Source organism: Corynebacterium glyciniphilum AJ 3170 (assembly GCF_007673095.1).
GTDB lineage: Bacteria > Actinomycetota > Actinomycetes > Mycobacteriales > Mycobacteriaceae > Corynebacterium.
On the sequence record NZ_VDYZ01000001.1, the window covers coordinates 295,059 to 311,852 of the forward strand.

Here is a 16,794-nt window from a genome sequence, read left to right on the forward strand (position 1 = left end):
CCGCCTCACGGAAGCCGCGGGGCGGGCGGGTGATGAACACGGGTCTTACTTGTTGTTCATCATGTTGCGCAGGACGTACTGCAGGATGCCGCCGTTGCGGTAGTAATCGGCCTCACCGGGGGTGTCGATACGGGTGACCGCGTCGAACTCGATGACGGTGCCGTCTTCCTTGGTCGCGGTGACGTGGACGGTGTCCGGGGTGGATCCCTCGTTCAGCGCCTCGATACCGGCCAGGTCGAAGGTCTCCGTGCCGTCCAGGCCCAGGGACTTCCAGGACTCACCCTCGGGGAACTGCAGCGGGATGACGCCCATGCCGACGAGGTTCGAGCGGTGGATACGCTCGAAGCTCTCGGCGATGACGGCCTTCACCCCGAGCAGTAGGGTGCCCTTGGCTGCCCAGTCGCGGGAGGAACCGGTGCCGTACTCCTTACCGCCGAGCACGACGAGGGGAGTGCCCTGCTCGCGGTAGTTGACGGAGGCGTCGTAGATGAAGGACTGCGGTCCACCCTCCTGGGTGAAGTCGCGGGTGTAGCCGCCGGTCACGCCGTCGAGAAGCTGGTTCTGCAGGCGGATGTTGGCGAAGGTACCGCGGACCATGACCTCGTGGTTACCACGACGGGCACCCAGGGAGTTGTAGTCCTTGCGCTCGACGCCCTTGGAGTCGAGGTACTGGGCGGCGGGGGTGCCCGGCTTGATCGACGATGCGGGGGAGATGTGGTCGGTGGTGACCGAGTCTCCCAGCAGTGCCAGGACACGGGCGCCCTCGACGTCGGTCACCGGGCCCGGTGTGGGCTCCATGCCGTCGAAGTAGGGGGCCTTGCGGATGTAGGACGAGTCGTCGTCCCAGGCGAAGGTCTTGCCCTCCGGCACGGGCAGGGACTGCCAGCGCTCGTCGCCCTTGAAGACGTCGGCGTAGTCCTCGGAGTATAGCTCCTTGGTGATGGAGGACTTGATGACCGACTCGATCTCCTCGGTGGACGGCCAGATGTCCTTGAGGAAGACGTCGTTGCCGTCGTTGTCCTGGCCGAGCGGCTGGGTCTCGAAGTCGAAGTCCATGGTGCCGGCGATGGCGTAGGCGATCACGAGGATCGGGGACGCCAGGTAGTTCATCTTGATGTCGGGGGAGATGCGTCCCTCGAAGTTACGGTTACCGGACAGCACGGCGGTGGCTGCCAGGTCGGCTTCGTTGATGCCCTCGGAGATCGGCTCGGGGAGCGGGCCGGAGTTACCGATGCAGGTGGTGCAGCCGTAACCCACGAGGTAGAAGCCCATGGCCTCGAGGTCCTTCCACAGGTCCGCCTTCTCGAAGTAGCCGGTGACGACCTGGGAACCGGGGGCGATGGAGGTCTTGACCCACGGTGCGGACTGCAGACCCTTCTCCGCGGCCTTGCGGGCCAGCAGGCCGGCGCCGACCATGACGGAGGGGTTCGAGGTGTTGGTGCAGGAGGTGATGGAGGCGATGCCCACCATGCCGTGGTCGAGGACCATGTCCTTGCCGTTGTAGTTGACCTCGATCGGGTTGGTCGGACGACCCTGGTTTCCGGCGGCCGCGGACGGGAGGTTGCCCTTGGCGTCGGCGGCGGTGGCCGGGGTGCCGGTGTGTCCACCGACATTGCCGCCCTCGGCGACGAAGTCCTGCGCGTCCGGGTTGCCGGAGTTGCTGTCGGCGTAGTTGTGCAGGTCCTTGCGGAACTGTGCCTTGGAGTCGGAGAGCTCGATGCGGTCCTGGGGGCGCTTCGGGCCGGCGATGGAGGGCACGACGGTGGAGAGGTCGAGCTCGAGGTACTCGGAGTACACGGCGTCGTTCTCCGGGTCGAGCCACATGCCCTGTTCCTTGGCGTAGGCCTCGACGCGGTCCAGGGTCTCCTGGTCGCGACCGGTCAGTGCCAGGTAGTCGATGGTCTCCTGGTCGATCGGGAACATCGCGGCGGTGGAGCCGAACTCCGGGGACATGTTGCCGATGGTGGCGCGGTTGGCCAGGGGCAGCTCCGCGACACCCTTGCCGTAGAACTCGACGAACTTACCGACCACGCCGTGCTGACGCAGCATGTCGGTGATGGTCAGCACCACGTCGGTGGCGGTGACGCCCACGGGGATCTCGCCGGAGAGCTTGAAGCCGACGACGCGCGGGATGAGCATGGAGATCGGCTGGCCGAGCATCGCGGCCTCGGCCTCGATGCCGCCGACGCCCCACCCCAGGATGCCCAGGCCGTTCTCCATCGTGGTGTGGGAGTCGGTACCGACACAGGTGTCGGGGTAGGCCATGCCGTCCTTGTCGAAGATCGACCGTGCCAGGTACTCGATGTTGACCTGGTGGACGATGCCGGTTCCGGGCGGGACGACGCGGAAGTTGTCGAAGGCACCGGTGGCCCACCGCAGGAGCTTGTAGCGCTCCTCGTTGCGCTGGTACTCGATCTCCACGTTGCGCTCGAGGGCGTTCTCGTCACCGAACGCCTCGATGATGACGGAGTGGTCGATGACCATCTCGGCCGGGTTCAACGGGTTGACCTGGTCGGCGTCGCCACCGAGGGCGACCACCGCGTCACGGATCGTCGCCAGGTCGACCACGCAGGCCACACCGGTGAAGTCCTGCATGACGACACGGGCGGGGGTGAACTGGATCTCGATGCTGGGGTCCGCGGACGGATCCCAGTTGGCGATGGCCTCGATGTGCTCGCGGGCGACATTCGCACCGTCCTCGTTACGGAGGAGGTTCTCACCGAGGACCTTCAGCGAGTAGGGAAGCTTCTCCATGCCCGGGACCGCGCTGAGACGGTACATCTTGTAGGACCGGTCACCGACCTCGAGAGTCCCCTCTGCTCCAAAGGAATTCTTGCTTTCAGTCACGACAGTGCTCCTGAATCTCTTCTCGTTATCGTCGTCAGTTGTGTGACGTTCGTCTGACGTCATCCCGCCGCGTGGACCTGCGGACCTCGTCTGGACCTTGTCCCGGCACCGGGAAGAGTGGCGCCGACGCGGACTGCCACCATTGTGTCAGCAGTCATCGCGGATTCCGTCAGCACCACTATAACAGTACGAACGTAATGCTTCATAACCGCAGGACGGAGTGATTCCGGCCCCCACATGACCGCGTGTCGGCACCCCCGAACGCCCCGCGAGGATGCTAAAAATCTATACAGCCAGATAACAACTCCCGCCCCGCCAGGAAATGAGTCAACCGTGGATTTCGAGAATGTCGACCTTCAGGCGGTGCTCGACGACATCGCCGAGTCCGGGTTCTCGGACTCACAGGCAGGCGACGACCTCACCCCGTCAGAGGTCTCCGGTTACCGGGATCTCGCGGACAAGGGGATAGACGTCGTGATCCTCGACAGCACTTCCGCAGAAGGGACGGGGCTGCGGAATCTCGCGCAGACCGTCAAGGACTCCACGGGTTCCGACGATTCCGGCGGGGCACAGACGGTCGTCGTGCGCGCCCCGCACAACACGCAGGTCGTCAGCGACGACATGTCCCGCTTCCAGATCGAGTCCAACCAGGGGATGCTCCATGGCTCGACGGCCCCGCAGGACGTCGTGGACTTCCTCGCCGATGCTGACGCATCCGAGCCGGACTTCACCGCCGTCGTCGTGGCCGTCATCGTCGGCCTCCTCCTCACCGTGGCAGTGTCCGCCGCCTTCGCGACCCTGAGCTACCGCCGCTGACCACGCGGTACGGACCACTTCCGCACCAACCCCGACCGACCCCGACCGACCCCGGGGTCGGGGCAGTGAACCACGTTGCCACCAGGTCAAGGTCGGTGCCTTGTCGATGCTCAAGTCAAGGTTCAGAGTTTGAGTATGATGGGTTGCATTCTCGCAATCAGACACGCCGGCAGCACCATCAATGTGACAAAGATCACATTATGACTGTATGCGATCTCCTACGCAGGTCAAGGCACACAGCGTGACAAATGTTTCTCGTGATTCTTATGTGATTAGTGAGGTTCGGGTTTCGCATGTGTCTTGAGTGTCTTACGGTTCAGTTGTCGTCAATTGGTAACGATCCGATATCGGAACGAGACCTGTTCGTGACAATTCCGGCGGTGAACAACCGGCCCTCCGGAACCTGGGTATCGGGCCCTGGACCACCTCGCGGGGAAGCGCGGTGGACAGGTGGCCGTACCGGGATAATGTCAAGGACGACGGCTTGACCTAGTTGACCCGGTACGCCACCCCAAGGAGAGACTCACCGTGGCACTTCGACTGAACGCCCGCGGCACAGCCCGCAGGTCGACCGTCCGGTCCACTCGGGCACTGCTGTCTTTCGCGGTGGCCGCAGGACTCACCGTCCCCGCGGCGACCGCCGTCGCGGCCCCCTCCGACAACTCCTCGAGCTCCTCAGACCAGACCGCCGAGGCCTACCTCGCTGACCTGGTCGGTGCAGTGTCCACGACAGAGGGCGAAGTCTCCTCCCTGGAGCTGGAACTCGGCGGCCTCCGCGAATCCGTGAACAAGGCCCGCGTCGATGTCGACCGGAGCCAGCGCGCAGCCCAGGAAGCCCAGGACAACGTCACTGAGGCCCGCGGACGTCTCGATGACTCGGACTCTGACGTCCAGGACGCGCAGTCCACCCTGGACGACATCGCTCGCTCCGCCTACACCCAGGGCGGAGACGCGGCCCCCGTCGTGCTCGCCTCCGGATCGGACGCGGCGGCCGACAACATCGACCGCGCAACCTACATGCGACTCGCCGCAGAGAAGCAGCAGGCGGACATCGACCGCCTCGACCTCGCGCGGACTCAGGCAGCCAACGAGGAATCGTCGCTCCGCGTGTCCCGTGACGACGCCGACGGTCTCGTCCAGGCCGCGCTGAAGGCACACAGCGCGGCCGAGCAGGCGTTCACCGACGCACAGTCGTCGATCGCGGAGAAGACCAAGGAGCTCACCCGGGTCAAGAACTCGCTCTCCGAAGCGAAGGACCGGCTGGCGGCGGCGAAGAAGGCGGTGGACAAGGTATCCGCGAACGCTGCGGCCAGTTCCTTCGACAAACGCCGGGCGGCTGAAGCCGCCGCCGACCGCGTCGAGGCGAGCGACGACACCTCCAACTCTGCAGACACCGGGTCCGCCGGGACCACCGACGCCTCCGGCACCTCGGGTAACTCAGGTACCCCCGGCGCAGTCGGCATGAAGGACGAGGCCGTCGGGCCCGAGACCCCCGACCCCTCCTCCGGCTCCGTCGACGGCTCCGCTGTCCCCGACGATGATCAGACGGTCCCCGAGGTCCCGGACGAGGCCACCGCCGGCAGCGTCGGCAGTGACGGGGCCGAGGTGGATCCTGAGGGTGAAGAAGTCCCCGACGTCGAGGGCGCCCCCGCCGAAGATCCTGCCGCAGGCTCTGCGGAGGTCCCCGGGGTCGACGCGATCCCCGGGAGTTTCGAGGGCAGCTCCGAAGGCGATGAACTCCGACAGGCGGCGATCGACGGGCTCGTCAATGCTGCCGGCCAGGCGGCGTTCGCGGGGATCAACTCCCACCTCGAAGGCAACCCTGACGGAGCGTTCGAGGCCGCGGCCACCGCAGGGCGGGACGCAGCGGCGGAAGCGTACGCGAATCTCCCGCAGGGGCAGGAGGGTGTCGACCCCGGCCTGCCGCCGTCGAACCCCGGTGGGGAACAGCCCGCCGAACCCGACGCCTCCGGTACCCGCGAGGAACAGATCGAACGGGTCATTGACCGTGGCATGGGCCAGCTCGGTGTGACGTACGCCTGGGGTGGCGGCAACCAGGACGGTCCCACCCTCGGTGTGCGGGACGGCGGAGTAGCTGACTCCCACGGGGACTACTCGAAGGTCGGCTTCGACTGCTCCGGTCTCATGGTCTACTCGTTCGCGGCGGTCGGGATCCAGCTCGAGAAGTACTCCGGCTACCAGTACACCTCAGGCACACAGGTTCCCGTCGGCGACGCCCAACGCGGCGACATGCTCTTCTGGGGAGCGGGCGGAAGCTCACACGTGGCGCTCTACCTCGGCGACGGGACGATGCTCGAGGCACCCCAGTCCGGCGACGTCGTCAAGGTCTCTCCGGTCAGGTGGGACGGTATCGAGCCCATGGCCGTGCGCATGATCGAATAGCCGGTACCGACGTACCGACGGCAGAATCACCGCAGGAGTTCACGCATCGCGTGATCGACTGCGGTGATTCTCGCTGTGCGTACCGCGCCCGCCAGGGGGAGCAGATGGGGGTCGAGCGTCGCACCCTGATCCGTTGAGCGGGTGACCTCGATGACCGAGGCGACGACGTCGGCCCGCGCCATGAGCTTCTCGGCGCGCGGCGACACCCCGGCGGGCAGGCCGGGAAGTCCGAAGAAGTCCGTCAGTGCACCGACGGCGAGACGGGGGGAGCGGTGCCGGATCTTCGTGTTCCCCGACTGTTCGACCAGGGACGCCGCAGTGTCGGTGGCTTCCCTGAGCTTCGCGTCTGCCTCACCGGGACCGTAGAACTCGCCGGCCCGGACTCGTCCGACACAGCGGTACCACACCCACTGCACCAGGGACGTGTCCACGACCTCCGGCACCACGACATGGGTGACCAGGGGATCTATGTCCGCGACAGCTATTCCTGCTCCTACCCGTGAGACAGCGGTCGCCCCACGTGATCCCGCGGGGAGCGCCGGTGGGTCACCGGGCCCGGCGAGGACGAGGCTGACCAGGGGGCGGGAGGAAATCTCGACGGTCAGATCCCTGGTCACCTCGCGCACCGCGTGCAGCAGGTCGACGAGTCCCGTCGGCCGGTCGCTGAACCGGCCATCGAAGGGATCGTCACCACCGGGATCAATGAGCAGGGCGTGCGCCGGGCCCTGGACGTCCTGGAATGCGTCGATGACGTCATCGGCGGACACCACTCCGTGGAGCCACCATCCCAGCCATACGGTGGTGTTCTGCACCGGGGACCACAGTTGCTCACGCAAAGGGGTACCCCTCATCATGCCGGTGGTGTCACCGGCGGGGTTACTGGACGACATTGCACCTAGCCTAGAGTCGGTGTCCATGAGCTTCAACGACAGGTACGGCCGTGACATTCTCGGAGGGTCCTCATCCTCCCGATCTTCTGTCTCCTCCGGGCACGCCCGGCGCCCCGACCTACCTGAGGTACCGGCAGCGCCCGGCACCGTCGTGGAGGTCGCCGACGGCGGCTGGGTCGGTGCGGTGGTCGGCTTCGAGAAGACCTATGACGGGGAATTCGTGCGTCTGGAGGACCGGCACGGGCGCGACCGACTGTTCAAGATGCGCCCGGGCGGGTTCCTCATCGACGGACGACCGGTGACTTTGACCCGCCATGTGGCGGCGTCGGAGACCCCGCAGGATCCGCAGCGGTCGAACTCCGGTTCCCGACGGGTCAGGGACGTCCGTGCCAAGGTCGCCGCACCGTCCAGGATCTGGGTCGAAGGTCTGCACGACGCCGCCATCGTCGAGCAGGTCTGGGGGCATGACCTGCGTGTCGAAGGAGTGGTGGTGGAGTTCATCGAGGGGCTCGACAACCTCCCGGCCATGCTCGAGGAGTTCCGTCCCGGCCCCGGTCGCCGGGTCGGTGTCCTCGCCGACCACCTGGTCGAGGGTTCGAAGGAGTCCCGTCTCACCCGGGGACTCGGGCCGGACGTCATGGTGACCGGGCACCCGTACATCGACATCTGGGAGGCCGTGAAGCCCGAGACGGTCGGTATCCGGGCCTGGCCGACGGTTCCCTACGGTGAGGACTGGAAGACCGGGGTGTGCCGACGCCTGGGATGGGGCACACCCACGGACGGCTGGCGGCACGTCTACTCGAAGGTGAAGACATTCCGCGACCTGGACGCCACCCTGATCGGCGCAGTTGAGCGCCTGGTTGACTTCGTCACGGAGCCTAACCTCCCGTGAACTGATATTCTGCGGCCATGGGCCCGATTATCTGGTTGATTGCAGCAGCCGTCCTCGCGGTCGGCGAGTTCCTCATCATGGACTTCACGCTGCTGATGCTCGCGGTCGCCGCCCTCACCACCGCCGGTGTCTCGGCGATCGACATACCGGTCTGGGCCGAGGTCGGGGTGTTCGGCGTCACCTCCGCCGCATCCCTGCTGCTGTTGCGGCCGGTGCTACGCCGCCGCTACATCGCCCAGGGGGAGGTGCGCGAGTTCACCTCCAAGGAGCTCGAAGGACAGTCCGCTGAGGTGCTCAGCGAGGTCACCTCCGACAATTCCGCCGGACAGGTGAGTATCGCCGGCGACATCTGGTCAGCCCGGGCGGCACACCCCGGCACATCATTCGCTGAAGGGGACCGTGTGCAGGTCGTCTCCATCGAAGGCACCACCGCTGTGGTGTGGAAGGGAGTGTGAACCATGGGTCAGTTGAGCATCCTGCTCATCATCCTCGTCATCCTGGTGGCGGTCGCGCTGTTCAAGTCCGTGGCGCTGATCCCCCAGGGGGAGGCGGCCGTCATCGAGCGCCTCGGACGCTACACCAGGACGGTGTCGGGTGGTCTGACCATCCTGGTCCCGTTCATCGACCGGGTACGCGACCGGGTGGACACCCGTGAACAGGTGGTCTCGTTTCCTCCACAGGCCGTGATCACCCAGGACAACCTGACCGTCGCCATCGACATCGTGGTGACGTTCCAGATCAACGACGCCGCACGCGCCATCTACGGGGTCAACGACTACATCATCGGTGTCGAGCAGATCTCCGTCGCCACGCTGCGTGACGTGGTCGGTGGCATGACGCTCGAGGAGACCCTCACCTCGCGCGACGTCATCAACCGTCGGCTGCGTGGGGAGCTGGACGCCGCCACCACCCGGTGGGGCCTGCGGATCAGCCGCGTGGAACTCAAGGCGATCGATCCGCCACCGTCGATCCAGCAGTCGATGGAGATGCAGATGAAGGCCGACCGTGAGAAGCGGGCGATGATCCTCACCGCGGAAGGTCAGCGTGAATCCGACATCAAGACCGCCGAGGGCAAGAAGCAGGCCCGGATCCTCGGGGCGGAGGGCGACAAGCACGCACAGATCCTCTCCGCGGAGGCCGAACGACAGGCCCGGATGTTGCTGGCCGAAGGTGAACGTGCCGCGAAGTACCTCGAGGCACAGGGACAGGCGAAGGCCATCCAGAAAGTCACCGCGGCCATCAAGTCGTCCCAGGTCACCCCGGAGGTGCTGTCCTACCAGTACCTGGAGAAGCTTCCCGAGATGGCCCAGGGCGACGCGAACAAGGTCTGGATGCTGCCGATGCAGTTCGGGGACTCCCTCGAGCAGTTCGCCAAGGCGTTCGCGAACAAGGACGACGACGGTACCTTCCGCTATGAGCCGGCCCCCGTGGACGAGTCACTGCGGGACGTCGCCAATGAAACGACGTCCGATGACTGGTTCAGCACCGAGTCCGCCCCGGAGATCGCCAAGGCGGTGGCTGAGGCGAACGCCGTGGCCAACCGGTCGGTCGATGACCCGGAGAACCCTCCGGCGCCGTCGGGGACCGACCAGACAGCACAGTCCGCGGTCACGTCGGGTGAAGAGTCTCCGTCCTGGCCAACATATGGACAGCAAGAAGCCACCCCGCCTGCTCAGCCTGCCACCCCGCAGCAGCCAGACGCTGAGACATAGCCTGCTTCGAGATCCCCACCATCTCAGCGGCCTCGCTCTGCAGATGCCCCTGTCTCACCAGTGCCGTCGCTTCCCTCCCCTCGGAGGTGCGGCGGCTCAGCACGTGGGAGACGAGAGTGAATGCCGCGGCGATGTCTCCGGCGATGTCAGCCCCGAGCCCGGAGGCCTGCACACCTCCCGGGCCGGGCGTCTCGACTCTCGCCTGGATGATGCCGGGACGACGCGCACCGCGGACCGCACGTGCCGCGGCGGCGACGAGATGGTCCTGCAGGGCCGCATCGGCCGCGTCGGCCGTGTCATCCGTGGTGTCCCCACCGTCGCCGAGGACTGCACCGATTCCGACCGCGAAATCACCGGCCTGTATGAGGTTCATGACCACGCCGGCCGCACTGTCCGCGTCATCGGCGAGAACCGTGAACTCCTCGGGACCGTGAACCCGGACCCCGACGACATTGTGGGCGTTCCCCAGTGCGTCAGCGACCTGTCGGACATATTCGGCGCGTCGGAGCGAGGTGCCCCGGTAGGTGGCGTGGACGGAGTACATGCCCGCCATCATACAGTGTCTGTCTACGGTGAGGGCTTGACCGTAGTGGGTTCCACGGACACCCGGGCACGTACCCGCCGCCATTCACCTGCCGTCAGAAGGACACCGGTCGTCGCGAGGACCGCACTCACCGCAAGGAACCAGGGTTCGCCGCCGTTGACGAGCACGTCGGAGGAGGCGACGACGGCCACCGTCAGTGGCGTCGATCCGACAACGGTGGCCAGCACGCAGGGGAGCAACGGGATTCGACTGAGCCCGCAGGCGTAGTTGAGCAGACTGAAAGGGACCACGGGGATCATCCGCAGGCCGAGGACCGCGACCCATCCGCGGTCCTCCAACGCCGCCTGGAGAGACCTGAAGCGCGGGCTGCGTTCGGCCCGTCGTACCGCCGGGCCGCCGATCCACCGGAGGAGGACCAGCGACAAGGTCACCGACACCGCCATGCCTGTGAGTGCGAGAAGGCTGCCCACGACCGGGCCGAAAAGCACGCCTGCAGACACGGTCCACACGGTGCGGGGAACGGGCAGCTGCGTCGCCCCGACCATCAGCAGCAGAAAGGCGCCCCAGGCGAGGACCCCGGTGCCCCGGACACTGTTGCGGACCGTGTCGACCCCCGGGGTGGGGAGCAGGATCATCGCCGCGACGACGACCAGTGCAAGAAAAGCGAGTCCGATGAACGACCACCGCTGGCTCCTGGTCATGTCCTGCCTCTTTTCCACGACGGTGCCTCCCGCACGCGGGGTGAACGAAAAAAGAGACCCACTGTAGTGGGTCTCTTCCGTGGTGTCCGGAGGGGGACTTGAACCCCCACGTCCGTTAATAGGACACTAGCACCTCAAGCTAGCGCGTCTGCCATTCCGCCACCCGGACATGGATGCGGACGCCGAACACGGTAACGGCTGAAGATCAACCCTGTGTCCGTCGCACTCCGGTAACTATAACGAGTCGGCAGGACGGTGACAAATCATCGTCCCGTCCCAACAGGAAACACAGGTCAGCCGACTGTTCGGGGAGTCCGGGCGACAGACACTGCCACAGGCCTCCGGGCGTCACGGCACCTGAATATACGGACAGAATCAGTTTCTGCAGGGCAGGTACTCCTGCGGCATACTGGGGGACATGAGCGACTCACCCCGTAACCACCAGCCCACGTACCTCGACGACCGCTTCCCTGCGGCAGACCCGTACGCCCCACTCACGGACCTCCCCGGGCTCACCGTCACCAGCGCGGACTTCAACGACGGCGACCGGCTGCCCGCCGCCCAGCTCGGTGGCAGTGACGTCTCCCCGCAGCTGTCCTGGTCCGGCGCCCCTGAGGGCACCGTGTCCTACGCCGTCTCCTGCTACGACCCGGACGCGCCGACGACGTCGGGTTTCTGGCACTGGGCCGTGTTCAACATCCCGGCATCAGTCACGTCGCTGGACGCGGGAACCGGCGACGCGGAACTGGCGGGGCTCCCGGACGGTGCTGTCGCTCTCCGGGGAGATTCAGGCAGTCGTGGGTACTACGGTGCCGAACCCCCTGCCGGCCACGGGCCCCACCGCTACATCTTCGCCGTCCACGCGCTCCCGCAGTTCCTGGAGATCGACGACAGGTCCACGCCGACGATCCTCGGTTTCAACCTGAACTTCACCGCCACCGCCCGTGGCCTGCTGTGGGGCTGGGCGGAGAACTGACCGGCTGAACGGCGTCAGTCGATCCAGGGGAGGTCTGCGCCCACGGCTTCCGAGAGATTCGACAGTCCGTGTCGGCGGACCTGCTCTGCCAGCCCCAGGTGAATGTCGCGGATCCAGTCCGGTCCACCGTAGATGAAACCGGTGTACCCCTGGAGAAGTGTGGCACCGGCCCCGATGCGCTCCCAGGCCTGTCCCGGAGTCTCGATGCCACCGACGCCGATGAGGATGAGCTTGTCTCCAGCGCGTGACCGGATCCTGCGCAGAACCTCCAGGGACCGGGCGGCCACAGGGGCTCCCGAGATGCCACCGGCGCCGAGCGCGGCCACGTCGGACGACGGCGTGCGGAGGTTCTCCCGGCTGATGGTCGTGTTGGTGGCGATGAGCCCGGTGAGCCCGAGTTCCAGGGCCAGGTCGGTCACCGCGTCCACGTCCGCGTCGCTCAGGTCAGGCGCGATCTTCACGAACAGGGGACGGTCGCTGGCCCGGCGGACGGCGTCCACGATCGGCCGGAGGCTCTCCACTGCCTGCAGGTCCCGCAGACCCGGTGTGTTCGGCGACGACACGTTGATCACCAGGTAGTCGGCGACCTCGTCGACAGCCCTGGCCGACTCGAAGTAGTCCGCCGGAGCCCGGTCCGCCGGAGTCGCTTTCGTCTTCCCGAGGTTCACACCCACGGGCTCGGACTCGACACGGGTCCGTAGACGGTTCGCGGCGGCCTGTGCCCCGTCATTGTTGAAACCCATCCGGTTGAGCAGGGCACGGTCCTCGGACAACCTGAACAGTCGGGGAGTGGGGTTGCCTGGCTGACGTACCGCGGTGACGGTGCCGACCTCGGCGGATCCGAACCCCAACGGCCCCCAGACGTCGGCCTCCGTCGCATTCTTGTCGAATCCGGCGGCCAGACCCAGCGGGCGTGGGAAACGGATGCCCGCCACCGTCTGGGCGAGCACCGGATCGGTGACGACGAGGCTCCGTCGCAGAGCCGCACGCACCGACGCCGACCGCGCACCGGCGGCAAGGACGCCCGACATCAGCCCGTGAATCCGTTCGGCGCGGAGACGGAAGAGCTGTTTGAGGGAGGTGCCGTACACCGTCCCCCGAAACTTGCGGAAACCGGTCATCGAGGTCACAGGGGGCACGGGGGACACGGGGTCAGTCCTTTCGGGGGAGGTCGTCAGAGGAGATCAGTTCACGTGTGCCGTCTGCGGTCACCAGGAGCAGATCCCCGCTGCCGTCATCGATGATGTGGCGGACGTCGGGCGCGGTGGGCACCTGCCCGACCTCCACCGGGGTCCCGGTGGACAGCTCGTAGCCGGTCAACATGTTGTCCCCGGTGGTGGACACCCACATCACCTCGCGCTCCGAATCCCACAGCACTGCCCAGGCCCCCTCACCGGTGGGGACGGACTGGGTGTGCCGGATGACGTCGGTGAGTGTGTAGACCAGTGCCTGGTTGCGGCGTGCATCGGACGCCACCAGGACACCGTCCGCCGCGGTCCCCGCCGAGACGGTACCCACGCCCTGCCCGATGCGCAGTGCCGCGACCCGGCTGTGGTCGGCGATGTCGATATCGGTGACACTGGTCTGTGCCGCGTCGATCAGCGCGGCCCGCCACTGCGGGTCGTCCTCCTCGTCACGGGTGTTCCCGACCAGCTGCATCTCGCTGGCGGTGGCGGTCATGTCCTCGGACCGGGCCTCCTCACCCTCGGGGGTGAACCAGTACACGTCGCTGTCCGAGTCCACGGTCAGTGCCACCGTGCCGTCGGGGTGGACTGCCGCCGAGGTCACCTCACCCGGGGCGTCGACGCGGCGTTGTTCCTCGCCCTCCGCGTCGAGGATGCGCACCGACGTCCCACATCCGAGGACGACACCGTCCACAGCTCCGGTGACGGTGGTGCAGCTGTCGTCGACCTCGACCGTGTCCGCCCGTCCGGCGGCGACGTCCTCGAGCGACCCGATGCTCAGCCGGCCCTGCTCCAGGGCGGCGACCGGGGCGGGGGAGCCCGCCGAGACCGTGTCGCCGAGACCCGCACGGACCAGGCCGAGGACCTCGTCCCCGTCGTCGAGTGTCCCCGTCGCGTCGGAGGCCCCGGACGTACCGGGGGAGTCCGACGGCTCTGCGGCGACGCCCACCACGGTCTCGCCCTCGCCGTCGGGACCGTCCTCACCGTCGGTACCGAACATCTGCTCGGCACATCCGGTCAGCGTCAGGGCCGCGACCGCCGGGAGGGCCACGACCGCCGCCATACTCTTCTGCGGCCACGTCCAGGGCCGGTTCACCAGGCTTCTCACGCCAATCACGCTACTACACCCGGTGCGGTACGCCGTCCCCGCCCGAGGTGAGGGCACGCGCCCGGCAAGGTACGCTTCTCTGCCATGGAGCTCTCCTCACATCTCGCCGCCGAGGCCGGCGACGCCGTCACCACCACCGACATGGGGTGGGTGCAGACCGTCATCCTGTCGATCGTCCAGGGACTCACCGAGTTCCTGCCCGTCTCATCGTCCGGGCATATGCGTATCGTCTCCCAGCTCATCTGGGGGGAGGACGCCGGAGCGTCCTTCACCGCGGTCGTCCAGCTGGGCACCGAACTGGCCGTCCTGGTGTTCTTCGCCAAAGACATCTGGATCATCCTGTCTGCCTGGTTCGCCGGGGTCTTCGACCGCACGAAGCGGGACAACCTGAACTACCGCATGGGGTGGATGGTCATCGCCGCGACGATCCCCGTCGGGCTGATCGGTTTCCTGGCCAAGGACCTGATCCGCGACAATCTGCGCAACCTGTGGATCACGGCGATCGTGCTGATCCTGTTCTCCTTCGTCTTCATCTGGGCGGAGAAGGTCGGGACCCACCGGCGCACCTACGAGAAGCTGACGATGAAGGACGCGCTGATCATGGGTTTCGCCCAGTGCCTTGCCCTGGTTCCGGGCGTGTCCCGGTCGGGTGCGACGGTGTCTGCGGGTCTTTTCCTGAACCTGGACCGCGAGGTAGCCACACGGTTCTCCTTCCTGCTGGCCATTCCCGCCGTCCTGGCGTCCGGTCTGTTCAGCCTGCCCGATGCCTTCGACCCTGCAGCGGGCCAGGCGGCCAGCGGAGTCCAACTGGTCGTCGGCACCTCGATCGCGTTCATCCTGGGCTACATCTCGATCGCCTGGCTGCTGAAGTTCGTCGCCAACCACTCCTTCGCGTGGTTCGCCCTCTGGCGGATCCCGGTGGGTGTCGCCGTGCTGATTCTCCTGGCGACCGGAACCATCAACGCCTGACGGACGGACCGGTGGGCAGGCGCCACCGTTCCGGTGACTAGAATCAGGCCCCATGCGTTCATGGTCCACCCCCGACGTCCCCGCACTGGCGGGTGACGGTGTTCCCCTCACACTCCACGACACTGCCGCCGACCGCGTGCTACCGGTCGACACCGGCCTTCTGACCGGTACGGGGGAGGTGGGGGTCTATGTCTGCGGCATCACCCCCTACGACTCCACCCATCTCGGTCACGCCGCGACCTACGTCACCTTCGACCTGGTGATCCGTCAGTTGCTCGACAACGGGCACGGCGTGCACTACGTCCAGAACATCACCGACGTCGACGATCCGCTGTTCGAACGTGCCGAACGCGACGGAGTCGACTGGCGTGACCTCGGGGCGGGTCAGATCGACCTATTCCGCTCCGACATGGAGGCACTCTCCGTCCTCCCACCCCGCGACTACGTCGGCGCGATGGAGTCCGTGGACGAGGTCATCGACATGGTGGACCGGCTACTCACCGCCGGCGCCGCCTACCGGATGGACGACGAGTTCCCGGACATCTACGTCGACTACACCTTCACCGAGCAGTTCGGGTACGAGTCCCGCTACGACGAGGAGACGATGAGCCGCTTCTTCGCCGAGCGTGGCGGGGACCCGGAGCGTCCCGGAAAACGCCACCCGATGGACGCGCTGGTGTGGCGTGCCCACCGGGACGGTGAACCCGCCTGGGATTCACCGTTCGGCCCCGGGCGCCCCGGATGGCACGTCGAGTGCTCCGCGATCGCCACCAACCGGCTGGGGACGTCCTTCGCGATCCAGGGCGGTGGCAGCGACCTGCGGTTCCCGCACCACGAGTTCTCCGCCGCGCACGCCGAGGCCGCCCACGGTGTCGACCGGATGGCCGGTCACTACGTGCACACCGGCATGATCGGTCTGGACGGCACGAAGATGAGCAAGTCGCTGGGCAATCTGGTGTTCGTGTCGCGGTTGACCGCCGACGGCCACGACCCCTCCGCGGTGCGGCTGGGGCTGTACGAGGAGCACTACCGGCACGACCGCGACTGGTCCGCAGACGTCCTGGAACGGGCTGAACAGCGACTGGACCGGTGGCGTCGGGCGGCCGTGGCGGCCGGGCAGCTTCCGCAGTCCCGTGTCGAGCACCTTGTCGCCGACGTCCGGTCGGCTCTGGCGGACGACCTGGACACCCCGCGTGCCGTGGCGTTGATCGACGCCTGGAGTGACAGCGTCACGGCCGGGGACGGTACCGCCACCTCCCGAGGGGGCGCAGACACCGCGCCGGCCGACGGTTCTGCCGGTGCCACGCTGCGCACCCTGTGCGCCTCCCTGCTGGGGGTGGCACTGTGAGCGCCTCCGACGACAACAGCTTCGCGGCGGCCACCGACGCCGCCCGGCATGAGTTCATCGAGAATCTGTCCTCGATGGCCACGGGGAGCTACCTGCGGGACGAGGACAGGGAGTTCTGGGAGGCTCCTTTCCCCACCTCTGCGGTGGACGAGGCCGCCGAGATCCTCCACCGGCTGGTGTCCGGCGTGCGCGCCGACCCGTCCGGTGAGGTCGTCCTGCAGGTGATCTCCGCACACGACGCACTACGGGCCCTGAGCGACCGGCATGCCGGCGCCGTCTACGAGGACGAGGAGGTCGGGGACTTCCGCAGCCTGGTCACCGTCCTGTGCGAGGAGGTCGGTGCGGACGCCCGGCAGGTGCTGGACGACCTCGACCGCATCATCGAACAGGAATGACCTGCTCCG

Annotated in this window: 15 protein-coding genes and 1 tRNA gene; 9 read left to right on the top strand and 7 right to left on the bottom strand. The window is 66.9% G+C overall.

Annotated elements, in window-relative coordinates; genetic code table 11:
* Positions 1–45 precede the first annotated feature (45 nt).
* Positions 46–2,847, bottom strand: a complete 2,802-nt coding sequence (locus FS507_RS01390; RefSeq protein WP_145941042.1) for an aconitate hydratase — start codon at positions 2,845–2,847, stop codon at positions 46–48.
* A 333-nt stretch (positions 2,848–3,180) separates the two neighbouring features.
* On the opposite strand from FS507_RS01390, the gene FS507_RS01395 reads away from it, so the two are divergent.
* Together FS507_RS01395 and FS507_RS01400 are read left to right on the top strand one after the other, a co-directional pair.
* On the top strand, positions 3,181–3,663 hold the full coding sequence (locus FS507_RS01395; protein ID WP_145941043.1) for an Rv1476 family membrane protein: 483 nt from the start codon (positions 3,181–3,183) through the stop codon (positions 3,661–3,663).
* A 528-nt stretch (positions 3,664–4,191) separates the two neighbouring features.
* Positions 4,192–6,066, top strand: a complete 1,875-nt coding sequence (locus tag FS507_RS01400) for a DIP1281 family NlpC/P60 protein (protein WP_260853089.1) — start codon at positions 4,192–4,194, stop codon at positions 6,064–6,066.
* 26 nt (positions 6,067–6,092) lie between these two features.
* Here FS507_RS01400 and FS507_RS17490 read toward each other — a convergent pair whose 3' ends face one another.
* Entirely contained in the window at positions 6,093–6,956 is an 864-nt protein-coding gene (locus FS507_RS17490; RefSeq protein ID WP_186314506.1) for a hypothetical protein, read from the bottom strand.
* A 25-nt stretch (positions 6,957–6,981) separates the two neighbouring features.
* Between FS507_RS17490 and FS507_RS01410 the strand changes: the two genes are divergently transcribed.
* From FS507_RS01410 to FS507_RS01420, 3 genes are read left to right on the top strand one after another with little or no spacing between them, the layout of a single operon-like run.
* Positions 6,982–7,848, top strand: a complete 867-nt coding sequence (locus tag FS507_RS01410; protein ID WP_186314507.1) for a DUF3097 domain-containing protein — start codon at positions 6,982–6,984, stop codon at positions 7,846–7,848.
* 17 nt (positions 7,849–7,865) lie between these two features.
* Positions 7,866–8,303, top strand: coding sequence for an NfeD family protein (locus FS507_RS01415; protein ID WP_145941046.1), 438 nt, complete (start codon positions 7,866–7,868; stop codon positions 8,301–8,303).
* Between the two features lie 3 nt (positions 8,304–8,306).
* A complete protein-coding gene (locus tag FS507_RS01420) occupies positions 8,307–9,560 on the top strand; it encodes an SPFH domain-containing protein (protein WP_145941047.1) in 1,254 nt (417 codons plus the stop codon).
* Here FS507_RS01420 and FS507_RS01425 read toward each other — a convergent pair.
* The 3 genes from FS507_RS01425 to FS507_RS01435 form a co-directional block, all read right to left on the bottom strand.
* Complete coding sequence (locus FS507_RS01425) at positions 9,457–10,104, bottom strand: DNA-binding protein (protein WP_145941048.1); 648 nt, start codon at positions 10,102–10,104, stop codon at positions 9,457–9,459. The genes FS507_RS01420 and FS507_RS01425 overlap by 104 nt on opposite strands.
* Positions 10,105–10,127: 23 nt before the next feature.
* On the bottom strand, positions 10,128–10,805 hold the full coding sequence (locus FS507_RS01430) for a TVP38/TMEM64 family protein (RefSeq protein WP_145941049.1): 678 nt from the start codon (positions 10,803–10,805) through the stop codon (positions 10,128–10,130).
* A gap of 80 nt (positions 10,806–10,885) precedes the next feature.
* A tRNA-Leu gene (locus FS507_RS01435) sits at positions 10,886–10,974 on the bottom strand.
* Between the two features lie 249 nt (positions 10,975–11,223).
* Between FS507_RS01435 and FS507_RS01440 the strand changes: the two genes are divergently transcribed.
* On the top strand, positions 11,224–11,781 hold the full coding sequence (locus FS507_RS01440) for a YbhB/YbcL family Raf kinase inhibitor-like protein (protein ID WP_145941050.1): 558 nt from the start codon (positions 11,224–11,226) through the stop codon (positions 11,779–11,781).
* Between the two features lie 14 nt (positions 11,782–11,795).
* On the opposite strand, the gene FS507_RS01445 is transcribed toward FS507_RS01440, so the two are convergent.
* Entirely contained in the window at positions 11,796–12,902 is a 1,107-nt protein-coding gene (locus FS507_RS01445; protein ID WP_145941158.1) for a quinone-dependent dihydroorotate dehydrogenase, read from the bottom strand.
* A gap of 31 nt (positions 12,903–12,933) precedes the next feature.
* Positions 12,934–14,073 carry a hypothetical protein gene (locus tag FS507_RS01450; protein ID WP_260853090.1) on the bottom strand — a complete coding sequence of 380 codons (1,140 nt, stop codon included), beginning with the start codon at positions 14,071–14,073 and terminating at the stop codon, positions 12,934–12,936.
* Positions 14,074–14,157: 84 nt separating this feature from the next.
* Here FS507_RS01450 and FS507_RS01455 point away from each other — a divergent pair, with 84 nt between their 5' ends.
* Genes FS507_RS01455 through FS507_RS01465 form a run of 3 tightly spaced genes read left to right on the top strand, consistent with a single transcriptional unit; the run spans position 14,158 to position 16,785 of the window.
* Positions 14,158–15,042, top strand: coding sequence for an undecaprenyl-diphosphate phosphatase (locus tag FS507_RS01455; protein ID WP_260853091.1), 885 nt, complete (start codon positions 14,158–14,160; stop codon positions 15,040–15,042).
* A 52-nt stretch (positions 15,043–15,094) separates the two neighbouring features.
* Positions 15,095–16,390: a cysteine--1-D-myo-inosityl 2-amino-2-deoxy-alpha-D-glucopyranoside ligase gene (mshC, locus tag FS507_RS01460; protein WP_145941051.1), complete on the top strand. Its 1,296-nt coding sequence runs from the start codon at positions 15,095–15,097 to the stop codon at positions 16,388–16,390.
* Positions 16,387–16,785, top strand: coding sequence for a hypothetical protein (locus tag FS507_RS01465; protein WP_145941052.1), 399 nt, complete (start codon positions 16,387–16,389; stop codon positions 16,783–16,785). Before mshC ends, FS507_RS01465 begins: the two co-directional genes overlap by 4 nt.
* The last annotated feature ends 9 nt before the right edge of the window (positions 16,786–16,794 follow it).

Bases quoted from the DNA above. Each gene is read 5' to 3' on its own strand.
- FS507_RS17490 (WP_186314506.1), bottom strand. From the start codon at position 6,956: ATGTCGTCCAGTAACCCCGCCGGTGACACCACCGGCATGATGAGGGGT.
- FS507_RS01410 (WP_186314507.1), top strand. From the start codon at position 6,982: ATGAGCTTCAACGACAGGTACGGCCGTGACATTCTCGGAGGGTCCTCA.
- FS507_RS01415 (WP_145941046.1), top strand. From the start codon at position 7,866: ATGGGCCCGATTATCTGGTTGATTGCAGCAGCCGTCCTCGCGGTCGGC.
- FS507_RS01420 (WP_145941047.1), top strand. From the start codon at position 8,307: ATGGGTCAGTTGAGCATCCTGCTCATCATCCTCGTCATCCTGGTGGCG.
- FS507_RS01425 (WP_145941048.1), bottom strand. From the start codon at position 10,104: ATGTACTCCGTCCACGCCACCTACCGGGGCACCTCGCTCCGACGCGCC.
- FS507_RS01430 (WP_145941049.1), bottom strand. From the start codon at position 10,805: ATGACCAGGAGCCAGCGGTGGTCGTTCATCGGACTCGCTTTTCTTGCA.
- FS507_RS01440 (WP_145941050.1), top strand. From the start codon at position 11,224: ATGAGCGACTCACCCCGTAACCACCAGCCCACGTACCTCGACGACCGC.
- FS507_RS01445 (WP_145941158.1), bottom strand. From the start codon at position 12,902: ATGACCGGTTTCCGCAAGTTTCGGGGGACGGTGTACGGCACCTCCCTC.
- FS507_RS01455 (WP_260853091.1), top strand. From the start codon at position 14,158: ATGGAGCTCTCCTCACATCTCGCCGCCGAGGCCGGCGACGCCGTCACC.
- mshC (WP_145941051.1), top strand. From the start codon at position 15,095: ATGCGTTCATGGTCCACCCCCGACGTCCCCGCACTGGCGGGTGACGGT.